Source organism: Actinoallomurus acaciae (genome assembly GCF_042429965.1).
Classification (GTDB): Bacteria; Actinomycetota; Actinomycetes; order Streptosporangiales; family Streptosporangiaceae; genus Actinoallomurus; species Actinoallomurus acaciae.
The window spans coordinates 1-11,942 of sequence record NZ_JBHLZP010000248.1 but is presented as its reverse complement, the minus strand read 5'-3'; the positions used below and the strand labels follow the sequence as shown (position 1 = coordinate 11,942).

Below are 11,942 nucleotides of genomic sequence, written 5' to 3'. Positions count from 1 at the left end.
CCGGGCCCTCAGCCGGCCGCGGCCTCCCGCTGGCGCGCCCGGTAGGCCGCCACGTGCATGCGGTTGCCGCACGTACGGCTGTCGCAGTAGCGGCGGCAGCGGTTGCGCGACAGGTCGACCAGGACGCGGTCGCAGTCCGGGGCCTCGCAGACGCGCAGCCGGTCGAGCTCGCCGGCGGCCACGACGAAGGCGAGCGCGATGCCGCACTCGGCGGCGAGGCGCTCGGCCAGCTGCGAGCCGGGGGCGGAGAAGTGCACGTGCCAGTCGTAGTCGTCGTGGTCGGTCAGGTGCGGCATCGTCCGCGCCTCGGCGATGATCGCGTTGATCCGGCGTACGGTCAGCCCGGTGTCGTCCGGCGTGCGGAAGACGTCGTGGAACCGGTCGCGCAGGCGCAGGACGGCCTGCAGGTCGTCGTCGTCGAGGTCGCGGGCGTCGCTCACCTCGCAGCGCTCGACCAGCGCCTGGAGCGCCACGAGGTCGGGCAGGTGCTCGTCCCCGGTCGCCGCCGGTCCGGTGTTGACCAGCTCGACCACGTTCCCGAGCGCGTGCTCGGTGTCATGACTGAAAAGCACTGGGACTCCCGTTCGCGTCGGCCCGACGCCGGCGTCGCCGTCAATCCTGCCATCACCGTCACGGTACGCGGCGCGATCCGCGGGGCCGGCCTCGAAGTCCGGTCCGGGCGACGGCGGGGCGCCGACCGCGCACCGCACGGCCGGTCATCGCGCGTAGTGGGGGTCCGCGAGCACCGGGTAGAGGGCGTCGGCGGCCCGGTGGCGCACCGTCATCACGATCGTCGTCCCCTCCAGGCGGTACTCCGCGGGGATCGTGCGGTACAGCGAGTCGTAGCCCCAGGGGGCGTAGAACCGGCCGACCGTCGCTCCGTACCGGTCGTGCACCACGTCGAACCCGCCCGAGGGCGTGGCGTCCAGCGAGAGGCCCTCGCCGAGCCGGAGCGGGAACCGGAACTCCTCCGGTGCGCCCGGGCCGTGCAGCACGGTCACGAACCGGACTCCGGCCGCCGTGGTCTGGCCCATGACGTCGGTCTCGGTGTCGACCCCCAGGAACACCCGCAGGCTCGGCCTGAGCACACTGGCCATGCGCTCCTCGGCGGACGCCCCCGCGACGCCGATGTGGATGCGCTGTCCGTCGCGCGTCGGCGCCCAGACGCCCTCGCTCGCCAGGTCTCCCCAGCTCACGTCGGGATTCTCCGATTCAGGAGGTTCCGAACGTCCACTGATCGAAAGAACGCGGGTGGCGGCCTCGACCGCCGTGCTCACCCCGTCGCGCGCATGTCTCATGGCGGATCCCCTTCGCCCCGTATCTATCCGAATGTCTGATGCTGCCCCGTAGAAGTATCAGATCCAGGCACTCTGCAACGAAATCGGGGTGGGTTTTGGCTGTTTCGCCGAAGTGGAGGTTGCAAATTAATTACATTGCGCGGCGTGTCGGCGTGGAGGCCGTCATTTCGCCCGATCGACTGGCGATCGAGTGGCGTCACCGGCGTTTTCGCACGTGAGAGACGTGTATCGCGCACCGGCCGATACCGGGCGTGACCGCCTTCGAAGCGGGCACGGTGTCCAGGAAGCTGCGATCCTGGTGGGCGTGCCCGATGAGGGGGGTACGCACGTCGTGGGCGCGAAGACGTCGGCGCGAGTCGAAGGAGTCCTATGACGGACCAGCACATGGCGGACCAGCACACGCCGGACCGGCAGATGACCGATGAGCCGGCCGTCGGCGACCCGGCGGCCGGACGGCCGGAGATCAAGCGGGTCAGGCAGCCGGAGATGCCCTCCGGCACGGTCCGGATCGTCGATCTGCCCGAGTCCGACCGGGAGTTCGTGCGTTCCGCGCTCCGCCGGGACACACCGCTGCACGACCTGCTCGGGCTGGAGATCGTGGAGATGGGGGACGACTACGCCGTCCTGTCCATGCCGGTGCGTCCGGAGGCGTTCAACAGCACCGGCAACCTGCACGGCGGCGCGATCGCCACCCTGATCGACGTGGCGGCGGGCACCGCCGCGGCGCGGGGGAGCGGGTTCGAACCGGGCCGGCAGAGCCTGGTCACCGCCGACCTGCACGTGCGTTACCTGGGCCGGCCGCACGGCGACACGGTGTTCGCGCGGGCCGACCTGCTCAAGGCCGGACGTCAGCTCATCGTCGTCGAGTGCCGGGTGACCGATGTGGAGGAGCGGGTCATCGCCGCGGCCGACTTCAGCATGATGATCGTGCCACTGCGCAAGCCGCTGCGGCCGATGGCCAGCGCCAAGGACACCGACCCGGACCTTTGATCATCTTCCGCCGCGGGGGCCGGTGCGCGGCCGTACGGTGACGGCCGCGCACCGGGAGCGGATCACCCGGGCTCAGGCCGAGTTCAGCAGGATGTTGAACAGGTTCGGCGCGTTCGGCGTGCCCAGGCCCGTCGACAGGTCATAGCCGGCGGTCGCGGGGTAGTAGAGGTTGCTGCCCGTCGTCACGTCGAAGTACGGGGTGTTGGTGCCACCCTGCCCGACCACGTGGTAGTAGGTGTCTGGCCCGTACCAGAAGATGCGCTTGCGGGCCATCAGGCCCTGGTTCACCAGGGTCATCCCGGCCGCCCAGATCGGGGTCGCCGCGCTCGTGCCGCCGAACCCGACCCACTGACCGCGGTAGACCACCGGCAGGTCGATGGCCGCCGCCGACACGTCCGGCACCTGCCGGTAGCCGGTGCTGTACTGGTTCTGCACGCCCGGCGCGTTCTGGTACCAGGGCTTGGGGAAGACCTTGCTGACGCCGCCGCCGCTGCCCCACTGGTTCTCGCACTTGGACAGGTCCGAGCGGTCCGACCAGACCTCCTCCAGCGTGCGAGCGCCGTTCGGGGCGAACTGCATGTGGGTGCCGCCGACCGCGACCGCCCAGGAGGAGGTCGACGGGAAGGACACGTCGAGCGGCCCGTACACCCGGTCGCCGTACGCCCCGCAGTCGCCGGTGGCGACGTAGACGGTCATGTGCTCCGCCTGCGTCAGGATGCGCAGGTTCTGGTCCACCGCCTGCATGGTGGCCTGCGACATGTAACCCTCCGAACCGCCCAGGCTGATGCTGACGGCGCTGCCCGGCCGGGGGTTGTTGACGTTGTCGTCGATGATGCGCTGCAGGGCGTTGTTGAAGGCCGTCCACGAGTCGGTCCCGGAGCCGGTGCTCAGCAGCGCCGGGTCCTCCTGGTAGTCGACGATGCGGGCGTTCGGCGCCAGGCCGGCGATCATCTCGATGTCCAGCGTCGCCTCGCCGCCGGGCGTGGGAGCGGAGGCGCCGAGGTTGACGTTCTGCAGGGAGATGTGGGCCCCGGTGCAGGCGACGTACTTCTGGATGTCGGCCGGGTCGTACCCGTCCATCTCCACGAGGTTGATGGTCATGTTCTCGCCGTGCCAGCCCTGCTGCCAGAGCTTGTCATAGCCGTACGCGGCGGCGACCTTCTGGTTCGACGCGATCCGCTGCGGGAACTGCGGGCACTGCCCGGCCCTCGTGGGCGTGGCCAGCGGCGTCGAGGGCATGGTGTGGGCGTGCGGCGGCTCGCTGTAGCTGTCCAGGCCCGTGACGGACAGGATGTAGCCCGCGACCTGCGTGGGGACCATCGGCGGGTGCGCCGGGTCGGGCGTGAAGAAGCTCCGGCCCTTGAGCTTGTGCGTCACGAATGAGGTCTTCAGGAGCTGACCCGCCACGCCCGCCTTGGCGTCGAACGTCAGGCTCGTACGCGTTTTGCTGGGCTTGGCCTGGATGTGCGCGCTGGCGAAGTACTGGCTGAGCTTCTTCAGCTCTTCGTCGCTGACGCCCAGCTTGGCCGCGAGGCCCTTGGCGCCGTCGGTGGTGCTCTTGCCGTGGCCGAGCTGCTTCCAGGTGGCGTCGCTGATCTTGAGCGTGACGCCGATGTGCAGGGTCTTGTCGCTGGGGACCTTCCCGGTGACGGGCGCGCTCAGCGCCTCCTTGGGCAGGCCGAGGTTCAGCGGGGTGTACTGCACGGACGGCCCATCGGCCGGCGTCGACGATGGCTTACTCGAATGCCCCGAACCTCCGCACCCGCTCACCACCGTGAGGGCGAGCATGACGCGGAGGATTGCGGTCCGGCGATTACGCACGGATCTCCCCTGTTCCCTTATTTGTGGTTCGTCGCGCACGTCCTGGCCTGTCGACGCCGGTTTCCCGGCGGTCTCGGCTGTGGGCCTGCGACCGGTGGACGGCCGGCATGCCTGGTAGCCGCCCCGCTACACCTGGTACGTGTGCACCGATACCTTGACAGAACGCAAAACGTACAAGCAACACTTCGAAGAACCTAGAAACGGACTATCTGCGGTCTTTTACAGCTATGTCGTCAGACGCACGCTGTGCCCGTTCGGTGCCTCCGACCTCGTGCGACTTTTCGGGCTGACCTGTATGGTTCGTACGGTTTGGTGCTTGGAGGGCGCTTCATGGCGAACCCGCGGGTGGGCTCCGGCTTCGTCAACGGCGAGGTCTCCTTCTGGTACCGCCAGGCCGGCCCGCCGTCCGCCCGCGCCCCGCTGCCGGGCGCGCGTGAGTACGACGTGTGCGTGGTCGGCGGCGGGTTCACCGGACTGTGGACCGCCTACTACCTGAAGCGCGCGCGACCCTCGCTGCGGATCGCCGTGCTGGAGCGGGAGTTCGCCGGCTTCGGCGCCTCCGGGCGCAACGGGGGGTGGCTCACCGCCGAACTGGCCGGCTCCGCCGCGCGGTACGCACGCGACCGCGGCGAGGCGGCGGTCGCGGCGCAGCAGCGGGCGATGTTCGCGGCGGTCGACGAGGTCATCCGGGTCGCCGCCGCCGAGGGCGTCGAGGCCGACATCGTCAAGTCCGGCGTGCTGAACGTCGCCACCAACCCCGCCCAGCGGCGCCGGCTGCACGCCGAGCTGGCCTCGGCACGCGACCAGGGCCTCACCGAGGCCGACCTGCGTCTCCTCACGGCCGATGAACGGGAGGAACGGCTGCGCGTCGCGGGCGCCCTCGACGCGACGTACAGCCCGCACTGCGCACGCGTGCAACCGGCCCGGCTCGTACAGGGGCTGGCGCGCGTCGTGTCCTCACTCGGCGTGGACATCTTCGAACGCACCACGGTCGGCGAGATCCGCCCGCGCTCGGGCGGCCGTCCGGCCATGGCGGTGACCGCCAGGGGAGACGTACGCGCGGAGTACGTGATCCGGGCGACGGAGGGCTTCACCGCCGGACTGGCGGGCCAGCGGCGGCAGTGGCTGCCGATGAACAGCTCCATGATCGTGACCGCGCCCCTCGCCGAGGAGACGTGGGAGCGGATCGGCTGGGAGGGGTGTGAGCTGCTCGGCGACCACGCCCACGCGTACATCTACGCCCAGCGCACCGCGGACGGCCGAATCGCCCTCGGCGGACGCGGCGTGCCGTACCGGTACGGCTCGGGCTGGGACCGGCGGGGCGCGACCCAGCCGAAGACGGTCACCGCGCTCGCGCGGATGCTCGCCGCACTGTTCCCGGCGGCGGCCGACGCGCCGATCGAGCACGCCTGGTGCGGAGTCCTGGGCGTACCGCGCGACTGGTGCTCGACGGCGCACGTCGACCACGAGACGGGCGTGGGCTGGGCCGGCGGCTACGTGGGCACGGGCGTGGCGACGACCAACCTGGCCGGCCGTACGCTGCGGGACCTGATCCTCCGCGAGGACACGGAGCTGACCACACTGCCCTGGGTCGGCCGCCAGGTCCGCCCGTGGGAACCCGAACCGCTGCGCTGGCTTGGCGTACAACTGATCTACGCCCTGTACCGCACCGCCGACCGCCGGGAGAACCGCGGCCACGGGCGCACGTCGGCGTATGCACGCCTGGCCGACCTCATCTCCGGCCGCTGACCGGCCGCTCGTGAGGTTCGTCCGGCGAGGACGCCGGCGAGGTGCTCGGCGGGGCCGATGCCGCCGAAGGGCATCTGCTCGAATCGGTGGAAAGGCGGGCCGGAGCTCAGCCCGGCTCGCGGCCGTCCAGGCTCTGGCGGGGCGGCAGGAACCGCGCGTGGGGATCCCGCCATACCAGGTCGCCGGGCACCCAGGGGAGTTCCACCCCGTCGGGGACGTCCAGCGCCCGGCCACGAACACTTCACCCCGTACCCGCCCTTTGAGCTCTGGTCGAACACGCGTTCAGCGCGATCGGCCGATCACCTCGTCGGCGTCCATTGCGGTGATCGCGCGAGGCGGGGTTCCACTGCCGGACGATGCGGTCGGCGCTGGCCGTCGATGACGGCCCGTTCGTGTTTGCGCTGCTTGACCACCTCGGAGTAGCTGACCGCGTTGCCATTCCACAGATGGTGCCGATCGACCTCGACACTTTCGAACCTGACGCCGTGTACGACCGCCGACCCGATCGCGGTGACGTCCCCGACCTGTGGCCCGAACCCGGCGTGGGGTGGTCGAAGGCACACCGCTCGCCAGGTACCGGACGGTCTCCACGGGGCGCGACGCTGTTCGTCCAGGGTTCGTGGAGAGCTCAGGTCCCGGCCTTACCGGCCTGGGGGCCACCGGATGAGCGGGCCTCCGTCTTCGATCCGGAAGGTGACCTCCGGGCCGCGCTCATGCGGTGTCCAGTCGAGTTCGAGCGCCTCGCGGACGGCCCGTGCGACCAGCCCGGATGCGATGATCGTGCCATGCTCGACCCACGTGACCATCCGTTGGCCGTGCGCGTCGGCAGGCTCGACGACGATCGCCAGGCCCGGCTCGTCATCGGGAGCGACGACCCAGCGGAAGCGCTCACCGTCCACGACGATGATGCGGGTTCCCTTTTTCGCCAGTGTCATATTGATAGGTGATATCACGGGCGCTTCGGGTGTTTAACCATGCTCGGCGGCCGCTCCGGCCCGGCGCGCGATGATCTGGGGCGTTCGGCTGCCGCGAGGGCTACGGCGTCAGCACGATCCTGCCGAACACCTCGCCGGCGTCCATCTTCTGGTGTGCCAGCGCGGCGTGCTCCAGGGGCAGCACCTCGTGCACCACCGTCTCCAGCTCGCCGCGACCTGCGGCGGCGAACTGCTCGGCCCTCACGGTACGGCGATCGGCCTCGGTGACGGTGGCGGCGCTGAAGGTGGCGAACGACATCGACTTCTGGAACGCCGCCATCATCTTCGTACCGAAGTCCGCCGGTGGCTGCCCTCCGACCGCACCGACGACCACCATGCGCCCGTTCGGGTTGAGCCTCGCGAAGAAGGAGGGCAGGTCCGCGCCGGCGACGACGTCGATGATGACGTCGTAGCCCGCAGGAGCATCCTCGCCTCCTTCACCGGCCCGGCCCAGCACGTGAGTGGCGCCCAGCGCACGAAGGCGATCGCCACGTTCGGCCGAGGACGTGGTGACCGCCACCGCCCCGGCACCACCACGAGCCGCGAGCTGGACCGTCATGATCCCGATACTGCCGGCCGCACCGCGCACCAGCACCGACTCGCCAGGAGCGAAGTGAGCGTGGGAAAGACCGAAGTGCGCCACGATCCCGGAACTCCCGAGCGTCACCGCGTCGACGGCCGACAGGTTCGCGGGCAGGGGAAGAATCTCCTCGACCGGAGCGATCGCCTGCTCGACGTAGCCGCCACCGGTACCGGTGAACGCCCACACACGCCGACCGACCCATGAGGTGTCGACGCCGTCGCCGACGGCGGTCACGGTGCCCGCGACCTCGCCACCGAGAATGTGGCCTTCCGCGAAGCCGTAGGCGGCGAGAGCGCCCCTTCGGATCACGACGTCGACACCACCGACACCGATCGCCTCAACGCCGACCAGCACCTGCCCGCCGGCGGGAGCCGGGACCGGGAGGTCGATGACCTCCAGGCCTTCGGGCCCCCCGAACGTCTGGACCGCAACTGCCTTCACCATCGCCTCCATGCTCTGACCCCGCCCGAGGCCGACCCGCACCCCGCACGCGTCGAACGCCGAGAACCCATTACGGGTCAACGTGGCGCTTTATGGGAGTGAACGTCGTCCGACGGGCCGTACTCGGAGAAGTGCGGAGCCTCTGTGCCTTCGGACGTTAACGGACGCCACCGTCCGGTCAGCCGAAGTGAGAGCGGCGAGCGGTCGTTTGCCTCACGTCCTGCATCGGATGGCGAAGCGTGTGCCGCGGATTTCGGCGGGCGACGAGGACTCCCAGCGCGGACTCGACGGTCGCGGCATGGGACAGGCGCTCGGCGTCGGGCTGGGGGTGCGGGCTCGTCGTCTGACGGTTGGGCTTGGGTGCGAACTCGTCGTTTGACGGTCGGTCGGGGTGCTTCGGGTGTGGGGTTGTTGCTTGGCGGTGTTCTGGGTGCCGCGAGGTGTGGGGTGGTGGTCCGCTTTCGGCGGTTCGGGCCTGGTTTCGCTGGCCCTCGTCGTCTCTTGGCCTCGTCGTCTCCTGGCGTCGTCGGGTGACGGACCGCTGTCCCACCGCTGTTCCTGGGTCGTCGGGTTGCGAGGCGCTGGCGGATTTCGGCGGCTGGCGGGGCAGTTGGGTTGGGGGGCGGCTTGTCGTCTGATCGTTGGGCTTGGGTGCGGGCTTGTCGTTTGACGGTCGGTCGGAGTGCTTCGGGTGTGGGTTTGTTGCTTGGCGGTGTTCTGAGTGCCGCGAGGTCTGAGGTGGTGGCTCGGGTCGAGGGTTCGGCGGCCTCGTCGTCTCCCGGGGCGTCGGATGAGGGACCGCTGTCCCCGGTGACATCGGACCGTAAGGCGTGCCTCGGCTATCGGGGGGCCAGAACCGTCGGGAGCGGGGCGTGGGCTCGGTGGCCGGCCCGCCGGGTGGTGCGTTGGCGGGAACAGAGGGGCGAGGCCTGGTCAGGGTCAGAGGGGTGGGCGGCGTTTGCCGTGGGCGGTGGCCTGTTCGAAGGCGTGGGCGGTCTGGAGGACGGTGAGGTCGGCGCGGTGGGGGCCGATCACCTGGAGGCCGACCGGGAGGCCGTCGTCGGTGAAGCCGCCCGGGACCGACAGTGCCGGGCAGCCCGTCGCGGAGATGAGGTAGGCCGAGCGCATCCAGTCGACGTATGAGGTCATCGGCTTGCCGGCGATCTCCGTCGGGTACTCCAGGTCGGCGTCGAAGGGGGCGACCTGGCTGACCGGGGCGAGGAGCACGTCGTAGCTCTCGAAGAACCGCCGGACATTGTGGTAGAGCCGCGTGTGCAGGACCTCGGCGCGGCCGATCTCGGGGCCGGTCAGGCGGCGGCCCTCCTCGATGTTGGCCACGACGGACGGCTTCAGCTTGTCGCGGTGGCGGTCCAGGAGAGTGCCGAGGCCGAGCTCGAACTGCCACGCCCGCAGCACGCGGAAGGCCTCGTCGGCCCCGCTCAGGTCGGGGCAGGCCTCCTCGACCACGCAGCCCAGCTCGGTGAAGACCTTGGCCGTGCCCTCCAGCGCGGAGATCACCTCGGGTGCGAACGGCATCGAACCGTCGAGGCGGGGTGCCCACGCCACCCGGAGGCCGGTCAGGTCGCGTTCGAGCGGCACCGCGAACGCCGAGCCCGGGGTCTCCAGCGCGATCGGCGAGCGGGGGTCGGGGCCGGCGAGGACGGACAGGAGCAGGGCCGCGTCGGCGACGTCGCGCGCCATCGGGCCCTGAACTCCCATCGTCGCCCAGGCCGCCTCGCTCGGCCAGGCCGGCACCCGGCCCGGCGACGGGCGCAGCCCGACGACGTTGCAGAACGAGGCGGGGTTGCGCAGCGATCCGCCCGTGTCGGTGCCGTCGGCCAGCGGGTGCAGCCCGGCGGCGAGCGCGGCCGCCGCGCCTCCGCTGCTGCCGCCCGCCGACCTCGAGAGGTCATAGGGGTTGCGGGTCGTGCCGAACAGCGGGTTGAAGGTGTGCGACCCGGCGGCGAACTCCGGGACGTTGGTCTTGCCGAGCATGACCGTGCCGGCCGCGCGCATGCGCTCGATGACGAGCTCGTCGCGCGCCGGGACGTTGTCGGCCAGCAGGGGAGACCCGGACGTCGTCAGCACGCCGGCCGTGTCGTGCGTGTCCTTGTGCGCGATCGGGAGGCCGAGCAGGGGCGGCGGCTCGGTGCCACTGGCGAGGAGCGCGTCGGCCTCGTCGGCCTCCAGAAGGGCGCGGTCGGCGGTGAGGGTCACGATCGCGTTGACCCGCGGGTTGACCGCCTCGATCCGCGCGAGGTGCGCCTCGGTCACCTCACGCGCGGACAGCTCGCGGTCGCGGACGCGACGGGCCAGCTCGCGCGCGCTCAGGAAGCAGATCTCCTCCGCCAACGGGTCTCCTCCGGATCGCCCCACGGCGTCGCCGCCTCAGGGGTGCTGCTTTGCCGAACTCCAACCTTGGCCTCCAGACGAACTCGTGTCCACCGCACCTCAGGGCTGTGGGTAAGTCTCGAAGACGCCGTCCGGGTCGTAGCGCGCCCGCAGGTCCTGGAAGCGTTCCCAGGCCGAGGGCGTGAAGGAGCGCCGGGCGCGCTGCGGTTCGGCGGCCAGGTCCGTCTCCGCGACGTAACGGCCCGCGGCCTGCGGTTCGGCGGCTGCGGCCAGCTCCCGCAGCCAGGCGAGGTTGGCTCCGTCGTCCGACGGGTCCTCCCACATCGCGTAGCAGCCGAGACGGATCCGGCCCAGCGGGGAGAACGCCATCTCCGGCACGGGCGCGTGCGCCGGGCCGCCGGGGGCCGGCTCCGCCACGACGATCGACTCTGAGGACGGAGCGTTCTCCACATGGCGGGCGATCATCGGCAGCAGGGCGCTGAAGCCGCCGTTCAGCCACAGCGAGTCCGCGGCGGTACGGCGGCCGCACGGCCACAGGGCGTCCGAGCCGGTGAACAGCACCGCGAACGGCGTCGGCTGGTCCACCTGCCGGATCAGCGCCCGTCCGGCGAACGGGCACGCGCGCAGCGGTTCCAGGCACCGGATCGCGTCGTTCCAGGCGCAGGAGAAGACCGTCGCGGTGACGACGGCGACCTTGGGCAGGCCGCCGTCGGCCGTGGTGAGGGCCACGCTGAGCTCCACGTTCGCCGGGATCGCCGCCGCGATCTCATCGCTCCAGTACGCGACGTCCTCGATGTCGGCGAGGGGGAAGACGTACCGGGTCGTCATGATCGCCGGAGGCAGGTGCCGCAGCCGGAGACGGAAGGAGGTCACCGCGGCGAAGAACCCGGGTCCGCCGCCGCGCGCCGCCCAGAGGAGCCCGGAATTCTCGTGGTCGCTGCACTGGACGATCTCACCGGTCGCGGTGACGACCTCGATCGCCTCCACGCTCGCGCACGCGGGACCCCAGGCACGGGAGTTCCACCCGATGCCCCCGCCCAGCACGAACCCGCTCAGCGCGACCGAGCCGCGGTGTGCCGCCGGAAAGGCGTGATCGCGGTCCGCGAGGGCGCGCGTGAGGTCCTGGCAGCTCACCCCGGGCTGTACGGTCGCCGTGCCGTTCTCGACGCTGCACCCCCGCAGGCGGGACAGGTCGATCAGCATGCCGCCGTCCCGCAGGGGAGCACCGCCCAAGCCGTCCTCACCGGCCCGTACGGTGACCTGCATGCCGTGGGCGCGGGCCAGCGCGACGGCCTCGCGCACCTCCTCGGCACAGGCGGCCTGGACGATCACGTCGGGGCGGCGCGAGGGCGCGCACTCGTTCGCCGCCATGCTCGTCCGGGCCTTCTCGTAGCCGGGATCGCCCCGCTCGACCAGTACCTGCCGTATGTCCCGCGTCGCCATACCCACGCTTCGCCCCCTCGCCGCTCACTGCCGCCCACGGCGTCATCAGCGCCGCGCGCAGGCTGCCTCCCCGTACGTCCGCCGGGCGTGGACCGGTCGTGTCCGCCGCCGGAGCGCGGCGCGACCCGGCCGGTGTCCCTTGACCGTCGCCGGCCCGATCCGCCTGGTCGCGATCCACGGCGCGCCCGTGGTCGCCGCCCGTCCTACCGGTCGGCGAGTGTGACGTGCTCGTGGGTGAGGGCCTCGATGTCGGCCGCCGCCGCGTCGAGCAGCCGGTGCGCCAGGTCGGAC

General features: G+C 71.2%; 9 protein-coding genes. 2 read left to right on the top strand and 7 right to left on the bottom strand.

The annotated features are described in order from the left end of the window. Positions 1–8: 8 nt before the first annotated feature. Positions 9–572 carry a CGNR zinc finger domain-containing protein gene (locus ACFFNX_RS28235; protein ID WP_378208608.1) on the bottom strand — a complete coding sequence of 188 codons (564 nt, stop codon included), beginning with the start codon at positions 570–572 and terminating at the stop codon, positions 9–11. 144 nt (positions 573–716) lie between these two features. After that, a complete protein-coding gene (locus tag ACFFNX_RS28230) occupies positions 717–1,196 on the bottom strand; it encodes a hypothetical protein (RefSeq protein ID WP_378208606.1) in 480 nt (159 codons plus the stop codon). A 471-nt stretch (positions 1,197–1,667) separates the two neighbouring features. Between ACFFNX_RS28230 and ACFFNX_RS28225 the strand changes: the two genes are divergently transcribed. Beyond that, on the top strand, positions 1,668–2,288 hold the full coding sequence (locus ACFFNX_RS28225; protein ID WP_378208604.1) for a PaaI family thioesterase: 621 nt from the start codon (positions 1,668–1,670) through the stop codon (positions 2,286–2,288). A 72-nt stretch (positions 2,289–2,360) separates the two neighbouring features. Here ACFFNX_RS28225 and ACFFNX_RS28220 read toward each other — a convergent pair whose 3' ends face one another. Beyond that, the gene (locus ACFFNX_RS28220) at positions 2,361–3,992 is read right to left on the bottom strand and encodes a S53 family peptidase (protein ID WP_378208603.1); all 1,632 of its coding nucleotides are present in this window, start codon (positions 3,990–3,992) and stop codon (positions 2,361–2,363) included. A 447-nt stretch (positions 3,993–4,439) separates the two neighbouring features. Between ACFFNX_RS28220 and ACFFNX_RS28215 the strand changes: the two genes are divergently transcribed. Further along, positions 4,440–5,858: an NAD(P)/FAD-dependent oxidoreductase gene (locus ACFFNX_RS28215; protein WP_378208601.1), complete on the top strand. Its 1,419-nt coding sequence runs from the start codon at positions 4,440–4,442 to the stop codon at positions 5,856–5,858. A gap of 641 nt (positions 5,859–6,499) precedes the next feature. Here ACFFNX_RS28215 and ACFFNX_RS28210 read toward each other — a convergent pair. The 4 genes from ACFFNX_RS28210 to ACFFNX_RS28195 all read right to left on the bottom strand — a co-directional run bounded on the left by ACFFNX_RS28210 (position 6,500) and on the right by ACFFNX_RS28195 (position 11,651). After that, positions 6,500–6,793 (bottom strand): hypothetical protein, encoded by a 294-nt coding sequence (locus ACFFNX_RS28210; RefSeq protein ID WP_378208599.1) that lies wholly within the window; start codon positions 6,791–6,793, stop codon positions 6,500–6,502. Between the two features lie 100 nt (positions 6,794–6,893). Continuing rightward, positions 6,894–7,859, bottom strand: a complete 966-nt coding sequence (locus ACFFNX_RS28205; RefSeq protein WP_378208597.1) for a zinc-dependent alcohol dehydrogenase family protein — start codon at positions 7,857–7,859, stop codon at positions 6,894–6,896. Between the two features lie 936 nt (positions 7,860–8,795). Further along, positions 8,796–10,208: an amidase gene (locus ACFFNX_RS28200; protein WP_378208596.1), complete on the bottom strand. Its 1,413-nt coding sequence runs from the start codon at positions 10,206–10,208 to the stop codon at positions 8,796–8,798. Positions 10,209–10,307: 99 nt separating this feature from the next. Beyond that, positions 10,308–11,651: an FAD-binding oxidoreductase gene (locus ACFFNX_RS28195; protein ID WP_378208594.1), complete on the bottom strand. Its 1,344-nt coding sequence runs from the start codon at positions 11,649–11,651 to the stop codon at positions 10,308–10,310. Positions 11,652–11,942: the final 291 nt, after the last annotated feature.